This window comes from Mycobacteriales bacterium (assembly GCA_030697205.1).
GTDB lineage: Bacteria > Actinomycetota > Actinomycetes > Mycobacteriales > SCTD01 > JAUYQP01.
The window spans coordinates 167,555-183,828 of the sequence record JAUYQP010000049.1; the positions used below are offsets into that span (position 1 = coordinate 167,555).

At 72.9% G+C, this 16,274-nt stretch carries 19 protein-coding genes; 8 read left to right on the forward strand and 11 right to left on the reverse strand.

Annotated features, from left to right (window positions below):
• Positions 1 to 3: 3 nt before the first annotated feature.
• Genes Q8R60_16780 through Q8R60_16795 form a run of 4 tightly spaced genes read right to left on the reverse strand, consistent with a single transcriptional unit; the run spans position 4 to position 2,546 of the window.
• The gene (locus Q8R60_16780) at positions 4 to 846 is read right to left on the reverse strand and encodes a hypothetical protein (GenBank protein ID MDP3714129.1); all 843 of its coding nucleotides are present in this window, start codon (positions 844 to 846) and stop codon (positions 4 to 6) included.
• Position 847: 1 nt separating this feature from the next.
• Positions 848 to 1,777 (reverse strand): pirin family protein, encoded by a 930-nt coding sequence (locus Q8R60_16785; protein MDP3714130.1) that lies wholly within the window; start codon positions 1,775 to 1,777, stop codon positions 848 to 850.
• Entirely contained in the window at positions 1,774 to 2,340 is a 567-nt protein-coding gene (locus tag Q8R60_16790; protein MDP3714131.1) for a YbaK/EbsC family protein, read from the reverse strand. The genes Q8R60_16785 and Q8R60_16790 overlap by 4 nt, the downstream gene beginning before the upstream one ends.
• Positions 2,256 to 2,546: a 4a-hydroxytetrahydrobiopterin dehydratase gene (locus tag Q8R60_16795; protein MDP3714132.1), complete on the reverse strand. Its 291-nt coding sequence runs from the start codon at positions 2,544 to 2,546 to the stop codon at positions 2,256 to 2,258. Before Q8R60_16795 ends, Q8R60_16790 begins: the two co-directional genes overlap by 85 nt.
• A 75-nt stretch (positions 2,547 to 2,621) precedes the next feature.
• Here Q8R60_16795 and Q8R60_16800 point away from each other — a divergent pair, with 75 nt between their 5' ends.
• Positions 2,622 to 3,053, forward strand: a complete 432-nt coding sequence (locus tag Q8R60_16800) for a (deoxy)nucleoside triphosphate pyrophosphohydrolase (protein ID MDP3714133.1) — start codon at positions 2,622 to 2,624, stop codon at positions 3,051 to 3,053.
• Here Q8R60_16800 and Q8R60_16805 read toward each other — a convergent pair.
• From Q8R60_16805 to Q8R60_16820, 4 genes are read right to left on the reverse strand one after another with little or no spacing between them, the layout of a single operon-like run.
• On the reverse strand, positions 3,031 to 3,807 hold the full coding sequence (locus tag Q8R60_16805; GenBank protein MDP3714134.1) for a succinate dehydrogenase/fumarate reductase iron-sulfur subunit: 777 nt from the start codon (positions 3,805 to 3,807) through the stop codon (positions 3,031 to 3,033). The two genes, Q8R60_16800 and Q8R60_16805, sit on opposite strands and share 23 nt — an antisense overlap.
• Positions 3,804 to 5,654 (reverse strand): fumarate reductase/succinate dehydrogenase flavoprotein subunit, encoded by a 1,851-nt coding sequence (locus Q8R60_16810; protein ID MDP3714135.1) that lies wholly within the window; start codon positions 5,652 to 5,654, stop codon positions 3,804 to 3,806. Before Q8R60_16810 ends, Q8R60_16805 begins: the two co-directional genes overlap by 4 nt.
• Entirely contained in the window at positions 5,651 to 6,457 is an 807-nt protein-coding gene (locus Q8R60_16815; GenBank protein MDP3714136.1) for a hypothetical protein, read from the reverse strand. The genes Q8R60_16810 and Q8R60_16815 overlap by 4 nt, the downstream gene beginning before the upstream one ends.
• Before the next feature lie 56 nt (positions 6,458 to 6,513).
• Positions 6,514 to 6,792, reverse strand: coding sequence for a hypothetical protein (locus tag Q8R60_16820; protein MDP3714137.1), 279 nt, complete (start codon positions 6,790 to 6,792; stop codon positions 6,514 to 6,516).
• A 207-nt stretch (positions 6,793 to 6,999) separates the two neighbouring features.
• Between Q8R60_16820 and Q8R60_16825 the strand changes: the two genes are divergently transcribed.
• Positions 7,000 to 7,206, forward strand: a complete 207-nt coding sequence (locus Q8R60_16825) for a dodecin family protein (GenBank protein ID MDP3714138.1) — start codon at positions 7,000 to 7,002, stop codon at positions 7,204 to 7,206.
• Positions 7,207 to 7,227: 21 nt separating this feature from the next.
• On the opposite strand, the gene Q8R60_16830 is transcribed toward Q8R60_16825, so the two are convergent.
• On the reverse strand, positions 7,228 to 8,220 hold the full coding sequence (locus tag Q8R60_16830; GenBank protein MDP3714139.1) for an alpha-hydroxy acid oxidase: 993 nt from the start codon (positions 8,218 to 8,220) through the stop codon (positions 7,228 to 7,230).
• A gap of 66 nt (positions 8,221 to 8,286) precedes the next feature.
• Here Q8R60_16830 and typA point away from each other — a divergent pair, with 66 nt between their 5' ends.
• Positions 8,287 to 10,155, forward strand: a complete 1,869-nt coding sequence (gene typA / locus Q8R60_16835; protein MDP3714140.1) for a translational GTPase TypA — start codon at positions 8,287 to 8,289, stop codon at positions 10,153 to 10,155.
• Between the two features lie 11 nt (positions 10,156 to 10,166).
• Entirely contained in the window at positions 10,167 to 10,724 is a 558-nt protein-coding gene (locus tag Q8R60_16840; GenBank protein MDP3714141.1) for a YqgE/AlgH family protein, read from the forward strand.
• On the opposite strand, the gene Q8R60_16845 is transcribed toward Q8R60_16840, so the two are convergent.
• Positions 10,717 to 11,652 carry a DUF3445 domain-containing protein gene (locus Q8R60_16845; protein ID MDP3714142.1) on the reverse strand — a complete coding sequence of 312 codons (936 nt, stop codon included), beginning with the start codon at positions 11,650 to 11,652 and terminating at the stop codon, positions 10,717 to 10,719. The genes Q8R60_16840 and Q8R60_16845 overlap by 8 nt on opposite strands.
• A complete protein-coding gene (locus Q8R60_16850; protein MDP3714143.1) occupies positions 11,649 to 12,005 on the reverse strand; it encodes an Hpt domain-containing protein in 357 nt (118 codons plus the stop codon). Before Q8R60_16850 ends, Q8R60_16845 begins: the two co-directional genes overlap by 4 nt.
• Positions 12,006 to 12,047: 42 nt before the next feature.
• Between Q8R60_16850 and mshB the strand changes: the two genes are divergently transcribed.
• From mshB to Q8R60_16870, 4 genes are all read left to right on the forward strand, one after another.
• Positions 12,048 to 13,061 (forward strand): N-acetyl-1-D-myo-inositol-2-amino-2-deoxy-alpha-D-glucopyranoside deacetylase, encoded by a 1,014-nt coding sequence (mshB, locus tag Q8R60_16855; GenBank protein ID MDP3714144.1) that lies wholly within the window; start codon positions 12,048 to 12,050, stop codon positions 13,059 to 13,061.
• 152 nt (positions 13,062 to 13,213) lie between these two features.
• Positions 13,214 to 15,223 carry an AAA family ATPase gene (locus Q8R60_16860; protein MDP3714145.1) on the forward strand — a complete coding sequence of 670 codons (2,010 nt, stop codon included), beginning with the start codon at positions 13,214 to 13,216 and terminating at the stop codon, positions 15,221 to 15,223.
• 18 nt (positions 15,224 to 15,241) lie between these two features.
• On the forward strand, positions 15,242 to 15,724 hold the full coding sequence (locus Q8R60_16865) for a hypothetical protein (GenBank protein ID MDP3714146.1): 483 nt from the start codon (positions 15,242 to 15,244) through the stop codon (positions 15,722 to 15,724).
• A 7-nt stretch (positions 15,725 to 15,731) separates the two neighbouring features.
• Entirely contained in the window at positions 15,732 to 16,232 is a 501-nt protein-coding gene (locus Q8R60_16870; GenBank protein MDP3714147.1) for a chemotaxis protein CheW, read from the forward strand.
• Positions 16,233 to 16,274: the final 42 nt, after the last annotated feature.

Sequence of the window (16,274 nt, forward strand, 5' to 3'; positions counted from 1 at the left end):
CGGTCAGGTCCGGCCGAGCCAGCGCGCGCTCACGTCGAGCCACAGCACCGACCCGGCCCAGCGGCCGAGTGGCCGGTAGTCGTCGACGTCGACCAGTCCGGCCAGCCAGCCGTCGGTGACGAGCGGGCGGGGTCGGCCGAGCAGCGGCAGCAGCTGCGCCGTGGCGAACGGCCCGAACCCGGGCAGCGTCGCGACCTCCCGCACCACCTCGTCGTCGGGTCGCGCGAGGTCGCGCCACGACTCGTCGACGCGCTCGGCGAGCGCCAGCAGGTGCGGCGCGCGGTAGCCCCAGCCGCGGCGGCGCAGCTCGGGCTGGCCCAGGGCCAGGACCTCCTCGGGGGCGGGGAAGGCGCCCGCGCCGACGAGCGCGCCGACCATCGCGCGTGTCGCGGCGTACGACGTGTTGGTCGACGCGAGGACGCCGACGGCGTCCTGCCACACGGTCGGCGAGCGCAGCAGGCGGCCCGCGCCCGACGCGCGGACCCACCGCCAGCGCGGGTCGGTGTCGGTGGTCTCCCACAGCGCGCTGAGGTCGGTGTCGAGGTCGAGCACGACCCGCAGGTCGCGGACGGTCGCCGGGCTGAGCGGGGCGTCGGCCTCGACCTCGAGAGAGGGGTGTACGACGACGCGCGTGGGCCGGCCGCGCGGTCCGCGCAGGCGCAGGTGGAGGCTCCGGCCGTCGAAGCCCGTGGGGGACAGCCCGACCGCGCCGTGCGAGAGCGCGACGCGGCGCAGCTCGTAGGGCCGGGGTGCCTCGAGTCGCAGCCCGTCGACGGGTCGCCACTCGTCGGGGACGTCGCCGATCGGTCCACCGCGGGACAGCAGCTCCGCGGCCTGCGCGCCCACCTCAGCTGCGCGGCAGCAGCCGCGTCGGCCCGAGCGCCGGGGCGGGCAGCGGCGGTCCGTCGTAGCCGACGACGGTGCCGAAGCGGTCGCCGTCCTGCCAGTCGGCGCGGGCCTGCACGACCTCTTCGTAGGTCCGCGCGACGAAGTTCCACCACATCAGCAGCGGCGCGTCGAGCGGCTCGCCGCCGAGCACCAGGAGGTGCCCGTCGACGTCGACGGAGTCGCGGCCACGGCCCAGGAGGAGCAGGGAGCCGACCTCGACCTCGGTGCCCTCGACGGTGGCGGTGCCGGTGAGAGCCAGGGCGGCGTGCTCGTGGGTCGCGTCGAGGGGGAGCCGACCTGTGCCGCGCACGTCGAGGCAGGTCAGCGGCGTGTGGGTGGTGCCGGGGCTGGTGACCCCGTCGTGGCTGCCGAGGACGACGGTGACGGTGAGGCCGTCGTGGCTGACGACCGGCAGGTCGCGGTGGTGCGCGTAGGACGCCTCGCCGTCACGCACCTCGTCGGGCAGGGCGACCCACAGCTGCACGCCGTGCAGGGTCGCCGGGCGATCAGGGGGTGACTCCTCGGAGTGGCTGATGCCGTGCCCGGCGGTCATCAGCGACAGCTCGCCGGGGCCGACGCGGGCGTGGCTGCCCAGGCTGTCGCGGTGCACGATCTCGCCCTCGAGCAGCCAGCTCACGGTCTGCAGCCCGATGTGCGGGTGCGGCGGCACCTGCATCCCCGGGCGGCCGGTGACGTCGTCGGGGCCGTAGTGGTCCACGAAGCACCACGCGCCGACGGTGCGGCGCAGGCGGGTGGGCAGCAGTCGTCGTACGACGGTGTCGTCGCCGAGGCGCACGTCGCGGCCGCGCAGGAGCTCGAGGACCGGTCCGTCGGTGGGCCTCACGTCGCCCGCCGCCGGGTCTGCGGGATCGGGCTCGAGGTCGCTCACGGCTGCGGCTCGGGCTCGGGGGTCGGTTCGGGGTCGGTGACGTCGGCGACGGTGGCCGCGAAGCTCGCCAGGACCGCGTCGGCGTCGACCGCCACGGCGACCCCGTGGGCGCCTGCGCCGAGGGTGATCTCGCGGCCGACGACCCGTTCGTCGGCGACCACCTCGAGGGCGAGGCCGAGCGGTGTGATGGTGCCGCGCTCGTAGCCGGTGACGTCGCGGGCCGTCGACGCGTCGGGCATCGACAGCCGCGTCACGCCGAGCAGCGCCCGCAGCTTGGGCCAGGAGATGACGCGGTCACCGGGCACCAGGACGAGCAGGTGGTCGCCCTGCCCCCGGCGTAGGAGCATGGTCTTGACCACGTCGACGGGCTCGACCCCACGGGCTGCTGCGGCCTCCGCGAGCGAGCGGACGGGCCCGTGCCGCAGGACCCGGTGGGCAAGGCCGCGGCCCCCGAGGTCCTCGAGGGCCCGGTGCTCGCTCAGTGCAGCTCCGCGTGGAGGGCGTCGATGCGGGCCGCGAGGGCGACGTCCATCTCGGTGACGCCACCGCGGCTGTGGGTCCACAGCACGAAGCGGGTCCCCTCGGCGGTGTCCTCGACGACGGGGTGGTGGTCGATCTCGGCCGCGACCAGGTCGATCTGCGTGCGCAGCACCTCGTCGTCGTGGGGCTTGAGGTGGATCGTGCGGCTGATGTGTCCGGTGTCGCCGTGCCAGTCCGGGAGCAGGGAGAGCGCGGCTGCCAGGCCCTCGCCGTCGAGGAGATCGCGCACGTGTGCCGCCTTCCCGTCGCCCCGTCGGGCCCAGCGTGCCCCAGGACGGCGGTCCCGGCAATTAGCGTCACCCGGGTGAGGGTCTCGGTCGTGGGTGGCGCGCTGTTGCGCGACGGGCGGGTCCTGGCCTCGCGGCGGACCGCTCCGCCGAGGCTGGCCGGGATGTGGGAGTTCCCCGGCGGCAAGGTCGAGGCGGGCGAGACCGACGAGGCGGCGCTGGCCCGGGAGCTGCGCGAGGAGCTCGGGCTGACCGTGGTCGTGGGGGAGCGGATCGGCCCGGACCTGCTCATCGGGGACACCGCGGTGCTGCGCGTCTACCTCTGCGAGGCGCCGAGCGGTGAGCCCGCGCTCGTCGACCACGACGCGCACCGGTGGCTGTCGGCGAGCGAGCTCGACGACGTCGCGTGGATCCCGGTGGACGCCCCGGTGGTGGCTGCGCTGCGCGAGATGATCACCACGGAAGGGCGCGATGGTGATCATCTCGCTACAACCCGGGGCGCTTCTTGATGACGCGGCCGAGGAAGGTGAGCGGGTCGTACTTGCGGTCCACGACGCGCTCCTTGAGCGGGATGAGCGCGTTGTCGGTGATGTGGATGCCCTCGGGGCAGACCTCGCTGCAGCACTTGGTGATGTTGCACATGCCGAGCCCGAAGTGGTCCTGGGCGAGCTTGCGTCGGTCGACGGTGTCCAGCGGGTGCATGTCGAGCTCGGCGATCCGCATGAGGAAGCGCGGGCCCGCGAAGGCCGGCTTGTTCTCCTCGTGGTCGCGCACGACGTGGCAGGTGTCCTGGCACAGGAAGCACTCGATGCACTTGCGGAACTCCTGCGAGCGCTCCACGTCGATCTGCTGCATCCGGTGGCTGCCGTCGGCCTGCCGCGCCCGCGGGGAGAAGGCCGGGACCTGGGCGGCCTTCTCGTAGTTGAACGACACGTCGGTCACCAGGTCGCGGATCACGGGGAACGCCCGCATCGGTGTGACGGTGAGGACCTCGGCCGGGTCGAAGGTCGACATCCGGGTGAGGCACAGCAGCCGCGGCCGACCGTTGATCTCGGCGCTGCACGAGCCGCACTTGCCGGCCTTGCAGTTCCACCGCACCGCGAGGTCAGGGGCCTGGGTGGCCTGCAGTCGGTGGATGATGTCGAGGACGACCTCGCCCTCGTTGACCTGCACGGTGAACTCGCGGAAGCCACCCCCAGAGGCGTCGCCGCGCCAGACCCGCAGCCGAGCGTCGTAGCTGGTCTTGGAAGCTGCGGTGGTCATGCGGTCCCTCCAGCGGCGGCGATCTGCGTGGGGTCGGTGAAGTAGGCGGACAGCTCGGGGGGCATCTCGGGCAGCGGCTGGTGGTGCACCGCGACCGCGCCGACCTCGCCCACCGCGGCGTCGAGGGAGCAGATGAGGTTGACCTGCCCCCACTCCTTCGACGTGCCCGGGAAGTCGTCGCGGGTGTGGCCGCCGCGCGACTCCTCGCGCTCCAGGGCCGCCTTCGCGATGCACTCCGAGACGCGCAGCATGCTCGTCAGGTCGAGGGCGAGGTGCCAGCCGGGGTTGTAGGCCCGGCCGCCCTCGGCCGCGACCGTCGCCGCGCGTGCCTTCAGGGCGTCGATGCGAGACAGCGCCTGCTCGACCTCCCCGGCGGTGCGGATGATGCCGACCAGCTCGTTCATGGCCTCCTGCAGCTCGGCGTGCACGGCGTAGGGCGACTCGCCGCCGCTTCGCGCGAAGGGAGCCAGCGCGTGCGTGGCCGCCGCGGACACCTCGTCCTCGGTGGGCTCGGGCGGTCGCCCGCGGGTGGCGTGCGCCGCCGCGGCTGCACCGGCGCGGGCACCGAAGACCAGCAGGTCCGACAGCGAGTTGCCACCGAGGCGGTTGGAGCCGTGCATGCCGCCCGCGACCTCGCCAGCGGCGTAGAGGCCGGGCACCAGCGCGGCCTCGGTGTCGGGGTCGACCTCGACACCGCCCATGACGTAGTGGCAGGTCGGCCCGACCTCCATCGCCTCCGCGGTGATGTCGACCTCCGCCAGCTCCTTGAACTGGTGGTACATCGAGGGCAGCCGCTTGCGGATGAACTCAGGAGTACGACGCGACGCGATGTCGAGGAAGACGCCCCCGTGGGGCGAGCCGCGGCCGGCCTTCACCTCGGAGTTGATGGCCCGGGCGACCTCGTCGCGCGGGAGCAGCTCCGGTGGGCGGCGGTTGTTCTTCTTGTCGGTGTACCAGCGGTCGGCCTCGGCCTCGCTGTCGGCGGTCTCCTTGGCGAAGAACTCCGGGATGTAGTCGAACATGAAGCGCCGGCCCTCGGAGTTCTTGAGCACCCCGCCGTCGCCGCGCACCGACTCGGTCACGAGGATGCCGCGCACCGACGGCGGCCAGACCATGCCGGTCGGGTGGAACTGCACGAACTCCATGTTGACCAGCGTCGCGCCGGCCTCCAGGGCCAGCGAGTGGCCGTCGCCGGTGTACTCCCACGAGTTGGACGTCACCTTGTAGGACTTGCCGATCCCGCCGGTCGCCAGCACCACCGAGGGCGCGGAGAGGCAGAAGAAGCCGCCGCTGACCCGGTGGTAGCCGAAGACGCCGCTGATGCGGTCGCCGTCCTTGAACAGCCGGGTGACCGTCGCCTCCATCAGCACGTCGATGCCGAGGGCGACCACGCGCTGCTGCAGGGTGCGGATCAGCTCCAGGCCGGTGCGGTCGCCGACGTGGGCGAGCCGGGCGTAGCGGTGGCCGCCGAAGTCGCGCTGGCTGATCAGGCCGTCGGGGGTGCGGTCGAACAGCGCGCCCCAGTCCTCGAGCTCGCGGACCCGGTCGGGTGCCTCCTGCGCGTGCAGCTGCGCCATCCGCCAGTGGTTGAGCATCTTGCCGCCGCGCATGGTGTCGCGGAAGTGCACCTGCCAGTTGTCCTCGGGGTAGACGTTGCCCATCGCCGAGGCGATGCCGCCCTCGGCCATGACGGTGTGCGCCTTGCCGAGCAGCGACTTGCACACGATCGCCACCCGGGCGCCCGCGTCGTGCGCCGCGATCGCGGCGCGCAGACCGGCACCTCCGGCACCGACGACGACCACGTCGTACGTGCCCCTCTGGACCGCCCTGTCCGTGGTCGCGCTCATCCGAAGAACCTCGGGTCGTCGAAGAGGCCGGTGGCCACGCTGCGGACGTAGAAGTCGGTGAACGCGACCCAGACCAGCGACACCCACGCGAGCTGCATGTGCTTGCCGTTGAGCTTGGACACGAACGTCCAGAAGGCGTAGCGCCACGGGTGCGCACTGAAGTGGTTGAGCCGGCCGCCGACGATGTGGCGGCAGCTGTGGCACGACAGGGAGTAGCCCCACAGCAGGGTCGCGTTGACGAGCAGGACCAGCGTCCCGAGGCCCATCCCGACGCCGCCGTCCTCACCGCGGAACGCCGCGAGGGCGTCGTAGGTGAGGATCAGGTTGAAGACCAGACCGGCCAGGAAGAAGTAGCGGTGGACGTTCTGGAACAGCAGCGGGAAGCGGGTCTCGCCGCTGTAGCTCTTGTGCGGCTCGGCGACCGCGCAGGCCGGCGGTGACAGCCAGAACGAGCGGTAGTAGGCCTTGCGGTAGTAGTAGCAGGTCAGTCGGAAGCCCAGCGGCACGATGAGGATGTAGAGCGCCGGGCTGATCCACGACGGACCGGTGAACAGCTCCGGGAAGGTGCTGCCCTCGCAGGCCGTGGTGAGGCACGGCGAGTAGAACGGCGAGATGAGGTGCGGCTCGGCGTAGTAGTTGGCGTTCTCGAACGCGCGCACCGTCGAGTAGAAGATGAAGCTCACGAGCACGCCGACCGTGATCAGTGGCTGCAGCCACCAGCGGTCCTTGCGCAGGTGGCGCTCGGCGATGGCCGCGCGGCCAGGAGCGAACGGGCCCGGGGTCGGGCCGGCAGTCGTCGTCACCGGTGCGTTGTCCTCCAGTCCAGGCAGTGCAGGGGGGTACGGCGGGGGCGTGGCGGTCAGGGCGCGCGCCGGTCGGAGGCGCCCAGCCCCTCGTCCTCGGCGTCCATCCAGAAGTCGTGGGCGTAGTCGGTGTCGGGGATGACCTCGAGCTGCGGTGCGGCCGCGACCTGCTCGGGCCCGCAGAGCAGGTCCAGGTCGGTGCCGAGCCGCGCGACGTCGCCCTCGAGGCGGCGCGCGTCGAGGCTGTCGCCGTAGTGCCGGCGCAGGAAGGTCGTCGCCTGCTCCAGCTGCTGCACGGCGCGCCGAGCCGCCGCCACCTCGTCCTGCAGTGCCACGTCGCACCTCCGCTGGTGTGTGCAGAGCCAGGGCCGACGGTCGTCCCGCCTGCCGCGTTGCGCACTCCACCACGCCGGACCGGTCGGAGGGAAGCACCTGCGCGGTGCGACCTGATCCGGAGCCGTCGGTCGTGAGGGTCGGCGACGCGCGGGCCCGGCGACGTGGCAGGGTGCGGGGGCACACCCCCGAAGCGCGAGGAGAGCCCTGTGAGCGACCACGTCTACCGCGTCACCGAGGTCGTCGGGACCTCCCCCGACTCGGTGCAGCAGGCGATCCGCAACGGCATCGAGCGGGTCTCCCGCACGGTCCGCAACGTCGAGTGGTTCGAGGCGACCGAGATCCGCGGCCAGGTCGTCGACGGCGAGATCGCCCACTTCCAGGTGGCGCTGAAGGTCGGCTTCCGCCTCGAGTAGCGCCTTGTGCACGCCTCGGGCTCAGGTGAGCAGCGAGCGGTGGATGTCGGTGACGGTCGGGCAGCCGGCCAGCGCCATCGCGACAGCGAGGTCGGCGTCGTACGCCGCAAGGCAGTCCCGCACCCCGTCCGCGCCGCCGGCCGAGAGTGCCCACAGCACCGGGCGGCCGACGAGCACCGCGGCGGCTCCGAGCGCGAGCGCGCACAGCACATCGGTGCCCGAGCGTAGGCCGCCGTCCACGAGCACGGGCACGTCCGGGACGGCGGCGACCACCTCGGGCAGTGCCACCGCCGTCGCGACCGCCCGGTCGAGCTGCCGCCCGCCGTGGTTGCTGACCACGATGCCCGCGGCCCCGGCGGCGATGCAGTCGCGGGCGTCGTCGGCGCGCAGCACGCCCTTGACGAGCACCGGCAGGCCCGACACCGACGCCAGCCAGCCGATGGCGTCGAGGCCCGTTGCAGGGTCCTGCTCGGCCGCGCCCTCGGCGTGCGGTGCCAGGCCGACGGTGACGTCGGCGGTGAGCCCGCCCGGTCGGGTGCGGACCGGCACCAGCGGGGTGTCGCCGGTGAGCACGATCGCCGACGCGCCGAGCGCGGCCGCCCGCTGCACCAGGTCGGCGGTGAGGGACCGGTCGCGCATGACGTAGGCCTGCAGCCACCACGGGCCGATGGGCGCGAGGTCCTCGAGCGGGGTCGTCGACCGGGTCGAGACGACGACGAGGTGGGCGCCCGCGCCCTGCGTCGTACCCCTCTCGCCCGAGGGGTGCAGCATCGCGTGCGCGGCGGTCGGCGCGACGCCCACGGGGGAGGGCAGCTGCACGCCCAGGACCGACGTCGCCGTGGACACCGTCGAGACGTCACGCAGGACCCGCGGGCGCAGCCGCAGCGACCCCCAGGCAGTCGTCGCCTCGGAGAGCGAGGCCTCGTCGCCGGCCCCCGTCGCGACGTAGTCATGGGCAGCCTGCGGGAGCACCGCGCGGGCCGCGTCCTCGTGAGCGCGGAGCAGGGGGAGCACGCCCCCTAGACTGGCAGGGCCGATGACGTTCCTCGGCGCCTTCCCCTGAAGACCCGGAGTACTGCCATGCCCACCCGTGACGAGATCCGCAACGTCGCGATCATCGCCCACGTCGACCACGGCAAGACGACGCTCGTCGACGCGATGCTGCTGCAGTCCGGCGCCTACACCGAGCACCAGCAGGAGGAGGGCGCGGTCCAGGACCGCGTCATGGACTCGATGGACCTCGAGCGCGAGAAGGGCATCACGATCCTTGCGAAGAACACCGCGGTCCGTCGCAAGGACCTGCTGATCAACATCATCGACACCCCGGGCCACGCCGACTTCGGTGGTGAGGTCGAGCGTGGGCTGTCGATGGTCGACGGCGTGGCGCTGCTGGTGGACGCCTCCGAGGGCCCGCTGCCGCAGACCCGCTTCGTGCTGCGCAAGGCGCTGCAGCAGAACAAGCCGGTCATCCTCATCATCAACAAGGTGGACCGCTCCGACGCCCGCATCGCGGAGGTCGTCGACGAGACCTACGAGCTCTTCCTCGACCTCGACGCCACCGAGGAGCAGATCGACTTCCCGATCGTCTACTGCCAGGCCAAGACCGGCCAGGCGTCGCTGAACCGGCCCGCCGACGGCACCAGCCCCGACAACGCCGACCTCCAGCCGCTGTTCGACGTCATCAAGAGCACCATCCCGGCACCGGTCTACGACGAGGCGATGCCGCTGCAGGCGCACGTCACCAACCTGGACTCCTCGCCGTACCTCGGTCGCCTTGCCCTGCTCCGCATCCACAACGGCTGGCTCAAGAAGGGCCAGACGGTCGCGTGGTGCAAGCAGGACGGGACGATCTCCAACGTCAAGCTCACTGAGCTGCTCGGGACCGAGGCGCTCACCCGCGTGCCGATCGACGAGGCCGGCCCTGGCGACATCGTCGCGATCGCGGGCATCCCGGAGATCACCATCGGTGAGACCCTGGCCGACCCCGAGAACCCCAAGCCGCTGCCTCTCATCACCATCGACGAGCCCAACATCTCGATGACGATCGGCATCAACACCTCCCCGCTGGCCGGCAAGAGCGGCAAGAAGCTCACCGCCCGCCAGGTCAAGGACCGGCTGGAGAAGGAGCTCGTCGGCAACGTCTCGATCCGCGTCGTCCCGACCGAGCGCCCCGACACCTGGGAGGTCCAGGGTCGTGGTGAGCTGCAGCTGGCGATCCTCGTCGAGGTCATGCGGCGCGAGCTGTTCGAGCTGACCGTCGGCAAGCCCCAGGTCGTGACGCGGATGGTCGACGGCAAGATCCACGAGCCGATGGAGCGCCTCACCATCGACACGCCCAGCGACTACCAGGGCGTGCTGATCCAGCTCATGGCGCTGCGCAAGGGCCGCCTCGAGCAGATGGTCGACCACGGCACCGGCTGGACCCGGATGGAGTACATCGTCCCGGCTCGCGGCTTGATCGGCTTCCGCACCGAGTTCCTCACCGAGACCCGCGGCACCGGTCTGCTGCACCACATCCACGAGCGCTACGAGCCGTGGCACGGCGACATCCGCACCCGCCCGTCCGGCTCGCTGGTCGCCGACCGCAGTGGCCCGACCACCGGCTTCGCGCTGGCCAACCTGCAGGAGCGCGGCACGATGTTCGTGCCGCCCGGCACCGAGGTCTACGAGGGCATGGTCGTGGGTGAGAACTCCCGCAGCGACGACATGGACGTCAACGCCACCAAGGAGAAGAAGCTCACCAACATGCGCCAGTCGTCCTCGGACGTGCTGGTGCCCCTCATCCCGCACAAGGAGCTCTCGCTCGAGCAGGCGCTGGAGTTCTGCCGCGAGGACGAGTGCGTCGAGGTGACGCCCGCCAAGGTCCGCATCCGCAAGGTGCAGCTCAATGCCAACGACCGCCAGAAGAACCGCGGCCAGCGGGCGAAGGCGGCCCTGAGCTCGGAGTGACGGGACCCGTGGTGACGGACCTGGCGGCAGGCCGCCTGCTCGTCGCGACCCCGCTGCTCGGCGACCCTCACTTCGCACGCACCGTCGTCCTGCTGCTCCAGCACGACGACGAGGACGGCGCGCTCGGGCTGGTGCTCGACCGCGAGACCCGCACGCCCGTCGGCGAGGTGCTGCTCGGTTGGGGGCGCCTGGCCGTGGGCTCCGGTCACGTGCACGAGGGCGGGCCCGTCCAGCCGGAGGCCGCGATCTGCCTCGGGCGCCTCGTGCCGGGTGGCTCGACGGGGTCCTTCTCCGAGCTCGAGGGCAGCCCCGGTCTCGGCACGGTCGACCTCGACGGCGACCCCGACGCGCTGCCGCTCGAGGCGGTGCGGGTCTATGCCGGCTATGCCGGGTGGTCCGCGGGGCAGCTCGAGTCGGAGGTCGACGACGGCGCGTGGTGGGTGCTCGACAGCCTGCCCGGCGACGCGTTGACGCCGCGGCCGGACCGGCTCCGCGAGCAGGTGCTGCGCCGGCAGGGGCCGCCGCTCGCCTTCGCCGCAGTGCTGCCCGACGACCCGACCCTCAACTAGCCAGCCAGTCGACGAGGTCGTCACGGACGACCTCGATCCCCTTGTAGCGCAGGGCTTCCGGCGACATGGACGCGACCGAGTCGCGCAGCGTGCCGCGCTGCTCGGGAGGCAGTGAGGTCAGGGGCACGAGGTAGGGCGAGATGACGAACAGCGCCCGCTCGAGGGTTGGCAGCGGCAGCGTCGTCTGCCGCTCTACCCGCAGCCACCACTGAGCCGGCGGGGGACAGCTCGCCGGCTCGGCATCGCTGGCGGTCGGGTCGCGGTCGAGCCGCCCCGACGGGTCGAGCCCCCAGACGTGCTGCACGAACGGCCCCTTGGTGAGCAGTGCCTCGCTCAGCGCCGGCGAGGCGGACTGCAGTCGCTCGCCGTCGGCGACCGGCGCATGGAGCTCGGCAAGGGACGCGCCGCCCCGTTCCCGCACCGGCCAGCCGCTCGGGAAGGCCACGGCCAGCAGCTCCGCCGCGAGCAGCCCGGGACCGCGGCGGTGCAGGACGACGAGGTCGTCGGAGCAGGCCAGCAGCCAACCCTCCACGAGCAGGTCCAGACCGGTGAGCGTCAGCAGTCGCTCGGTCGCGGCAGGCACCGCGGAGGGCCCGGTCCGGTGGGCAGCCCCGCCGTCGAGGTCGACCTCCAGCCCCAGCAGCGGCAGGGGTACGACGCTGCCGCGCGCCGGCCAGGGCAGCAGGCCCCAGGCGGCGCGGACCGCCGCGGTCAGCCCGTCGCCGACCGGTCGGTCGTGCACCACCACGCCCGAGCGGTCGGTGGCGAGCCGCTCCAGCCGGCGGACGACCGCGGCCGGCCAGCGGTCGTCGAGCGCGACGTGCGGCCCGTCGCCCAGGGGGCGCGGCGCGGGCACGACCCGGTGCGGGGCGGTGACGGGGAAGGGCGGCCGCGCCGTCGGCAGGGACGCCGGGGCGGGTGGCGTCACGGCCCGGCGAGGAGCTCCGCGAACGCGGCGTCCGCGCGGTCGAGCTCGGCGATGATCTGGGCGGCTGCCGCCGCGACGTCGACCTGCCGGCCCGTCCGCACGGCGTCCTCGACCTGGCTGCACAGCTCGGCGACGGGATGGGCGCCGAGCGAGCCGGCCGCACTGCGCACGATGTGGGCGGTGCGGGCCAGGTCGTCTGCGGAGCCCGTGGCAGCAGCGTCGGCGAGCTGCTCGCGCCGCTTGGCAGCCTCGGTGGTCCAGGTCCCGATGAGCGTCGCGCGGAACTGCGGCCCGCGGTCGCCCATCCGGGCGGCGAGCCCGTCGAGCACGGTGCGGTCCACGGCGGGGGTCACGCGGGCGAGCCTGCCAGACCGGCCGCGCCTAGGCTCAGAGGCATGACCGATGCCGTGCTGCCCCCGCCCCCCGAGCCGGGCGAGCGCCTCGAGCCCGACCTCGATGAGGCCGTGCTGGCTGCCGCCGAGACCGCTGTCGAGGAGGCGGCCGTCGGCGGTGACATGGACGCGCTGGACCACCCGCGTCGGCTGCTGCTCGTCCACGCCCACCCCGACGACGAGACGATCGGCACCGGTGCCGTCATGGCGAAGTACGCCGCCGAGGGCGCGCTCGTCACCCTCGTCACCTGCACGCTGGGAGAGGAGGGCGAGGTGCTCGTCCCCGACCTCGCGCACCTCGCCAGCGACCAGCACGACGCGCTCGGGCAGCACCGCGTCGAGGAGCTCCACAACGCCTGCGAGGCGCTGGGCGTGCGCGACCACCGCTTCCTCGGGGGACCGGGCCGCTGGCGCGACAGCGGGATGATGGGCACCCCGCAGAACGACCGCGAGGGCTGCTTCTGGCGGGCCGACCTCGCCGAGGCGACCCGCGAGCTGGTCGCGGTGCTGCGCGAGGTGCGCCCGCAGGTGGTGGTCACCTACGACGCGAAGGGCGGCTACGGCCACCCCGACCACATCCAGGCCCACCGCGTGACCGTGGCGGCGCTCGACGCGGCCGCCGACCCGTCGTACCTCCCGGATGCGGGTGAGCCCTGGGTCGTGTCGAAGCTCTACTGGACGGCCTTCCCGAAGAGCGTCCTGCAGGCCGGGATCGACCACCTCAAGGAGGCGGGCGAGACCAACTTCTTCGGTGTGGACAGCGCCGACGACCTGCCCTTCGGCAACCCTGACGACGAGGTGACGACCGAGGTGGATGCGAGCGCCCACCTCGACCGCAAGGTCGCCGCGATGCGCGCCCACGCCACCCAGATCGAGGTCGACGGGCCGTTCTTCGCGCTGTCGAACAACGTCGGGCAGAAGGCCTTCGGTGTCGAGCACTTCGTGCTGGCCCGCGGGCGCAGGGGCCTGGGCAGCGGGCCCTTCGACCGCGAGGACGACCTGTTCGCGGGGACCTGACCTGCCCCGCACGTCACCGAGTGTGCGCCATCGGCGGCGACACGCCGTGACTTGATGGGCCGATCGAGTGAATTCACGGCGTAGGGCTGGTGACGGAGGGTCACCGGGGCACAGGATTCCAACACGCCCCGACCCAGCCCCGAGGAGCCACCGTGCCCGACCTGACAGACGGCCTCAACCGCCTCACCGAGCTGTCGGACGCAGGTGGTCACGAGGTCCTCGCGGCCTCGTCGGCCGACGTCGGCGCCAGCCGCGAGGGCAAGCGCCGCACCCGGTGGGTCAAGCTCGCGGTGACCGTCTGGACGGTGGTCGGGCTGCTCTGGCTGCGGGCGGTGACCCTCGAGGGCGGCAGCTTCGTCCCGGTCCCGAGCATCGACCCCTTCCTGCTCGTGATCATCATCTTCTTCGGTCTGCTCATCGCCCTGACCGTGGGCCAGCAGGTCCTGTCGGGCCGCTCGCCGCACACCGTCTACCGCCCCGAGCAGATCGACGTCCGGATGGCCGACGTGGTCGGCATCGACCCGGTCAAGGACGACGTCATCCGCTCGCTCAACCTCTTCCTCGCCCACAAGACCTTCCAGTCCGAGATGGGCGGCACCGCGCGCCGCGGCCTGCTCTTCGAGGGGGCGCCCGGCACCGGCAAGACCCACCTGGCCCGCGCGATGGCGGCCGAGGCAGGGGTGCCGTTCCTGTTCGTGAGCGCGACCAGCTTCCAGTCCATGTGGTACGGCGCGACCGCCAAGAAGATCCGCTCCTACTTCAAGGCGCTGCGCAAGGCGGCCCGCAAAGAGGGCGGCGCGATCGGCTTCATCGAGGAGATCGACGCGATCGCGATGTCGCGCGGCGGCGTCAGCGCGATGACCCCCCTCGGACAGGTGTCGGGCTGCTACGGCACGGCCTGCCTGCCCATGGAGTACGCCGGGGCCGCTCCGGTCCTGCACGGCTCCGCCAGCGCGCCGACCGGCTCGGTCCGCACGCCCTTCATGAGCGAGGGCACCGGCGGGGTCGTCAACGAGATGCTCGTGCAGATGCAGTCCTTCGACGCGATCACCGGGTGGCAGCGCATCGGTGGCTGGTTCGTCGACCGCATCAACCTGCTGCTGCCGCCGGAGCGCCAGCTCTCGCGCCCGCAGACCATCCCCACCAACGTGCTGCTCATCGCCGCGACGAACCGCGCCGCGAGCCTCGACCCGGCACTGCTGCGCCCGGGCCGCTTCGACCGCAAGATCACCTTCGAGCTGCCGGCCAAGCTCGGGCGCCGCGCCCTCATCGACCACTTCCTCACCAGGAAGGCGCACGGCGAGGAGCTCGCCACCGACGAGCGCCGCGACGCGCTGGCCGGCGTCACCCAGGGCTACTCGCCGGTGATGATCGAGCACCTGCTCGACGAGGCGCTCGTCAGCGCCGTCCGCCGCGGTGACACGGCGATGTCCTGGGCCGACGTCGAGGCCGCTCGGCTCTCGGAGGAGGTCGGCCTCGGCCAGCCGGTCGGCTACACCGACTACGAGCGGCACCTCATCGCCACCCACGAGGCCGGCCACGCGACGCTGGCCTGGCTCACCGCGCCGCACCGCCGCCTCGAGATCCTCACCATCATCAAGCGCAAGGGCGCGCTGGGCATGCTCGCCCACGGCGACCGCGAGGACGTCTACACCCGCTCCCGGGCCGAGCTGCGCGCCCTCGTCGTCATCGCCTTCGGCGGCCAGTGCGCCGAGGAGGTCTTCTTCGGCGACGTCTCGACCGGCCCCGGCGGCGACCTGCTCTACGCCACCAACGTCGCCGCCGAGATGGTCGGCGCGCACGGCATGGACGGCAGCCTGATCTCCTTCGCCGCGGTGCAGAACAGCGCGTTCTCCGACACCAACATCGTCGGCCGGGTGCTCGCCGACACCCAGGGGCGTGCCGCGGTCGAGCGGCTCCTCGGTGAGCTCAAGGTCGAGGCCAAGGCCCTGCTCGAGGCCAACACCCACCTCGTGGAGGCGTTGCGCGACGCGCTGCTCGAGCGCGAGGAGCTGATCGGCACGCAGATCACCGACGTGCTGGAGGCGGCCACCGCCATCGCCACCGCCAGGGGCCCGCGGGTCATCGACCTGCGGACTGCGACCGAGCTGGCCGCGACGCCGGTCCCCACTCGTCGTGCCGTGCGGCCCCGCAAGGCCTGACCTGGCAGGCTCGGGGGCGTGACCGCCCCCGAGCCAGCACCACCCGTGGAGCGTCCGCCGGGCCGGGTGCTCACGGGTGCGTCGTACGCCGTGGTCCTCGTGCTCGCCGTCCAGAACGCCGTCCTGTCGTCGTTCCTGCTGCCGCTGCGCGTCGCAGGCACCCTGGTGCCCGTGTCGCTCCTGCTGGCCGGCGCTGGGACGGCGGTGCTCGGGGTGGTGGGTGCCCGCGTGGTGCGCGCCCGCTGGGGTGCGGTCGTCCCCGGTCTGCTCTGGGTCACCCTGGCGCTGCTCGCCGGCAGCAAGCGGTCCGAGGGGGACCTCGTCATCGCGGGCGGCGAAGGCAGCGGTCTCGCGACGCTGGGCCTGGTCTTCCTGGCCGTGGGCGCCGTGGGCTCGGCGGCGGGATACGCGCTCAGCGCGACCCGCCCCGTGGTGACGTCGGCCACGCCGGTGCAGCCGCGGCAGGCGAGCACTTCACCCGAGGGCCCTGCCCGCCGATGACGACGACATGGACAGTGCCCCTGCCGCAGTCGACGGCGAGCTGAGCCGGCCGGACCAGGCCGTCGAGGTCGTGGTGGTGCGGCTCGGCGGCTGCCGCTACGCGCTCCCCATGACCGCGGTCGCCGAGGTGGGACGCCCGCCCGGCCTCACCCGCGTGCCGGGCCTGCCCAGTTGGGTCGCCGGCGTCGCGAACTGGCGCGGCCGGGTGCTGGGGGTGCTCGACCTGCGGCCCCTGCTCACCACTGACGCGTCGTCGCTGGACCGGCGGGCTCGACTCGTCGTCCTCACGCGGGGCAGCGTCACCGTCGGACTGCTCACCGAGGGCGTCGAGGGGACCTTGTGGGTCGATCCCGAGGCGCTGGAGCCGGCGCTCGCTCACTTGTCGGAGGCGGCCGGCTCGTTGCTCGCCGGCCAGGCCACCGACGCCGAGGGCCCGTGCGGCGTGGTGGACCTCGACGCGCTGTTCGCCCTCGCCGACGCTCTGCCGCGCGCACGACGCGCGGGCTGATCCCTCCCCGCACCTTCAGCCGACGGCCGGACCCGCCGACGC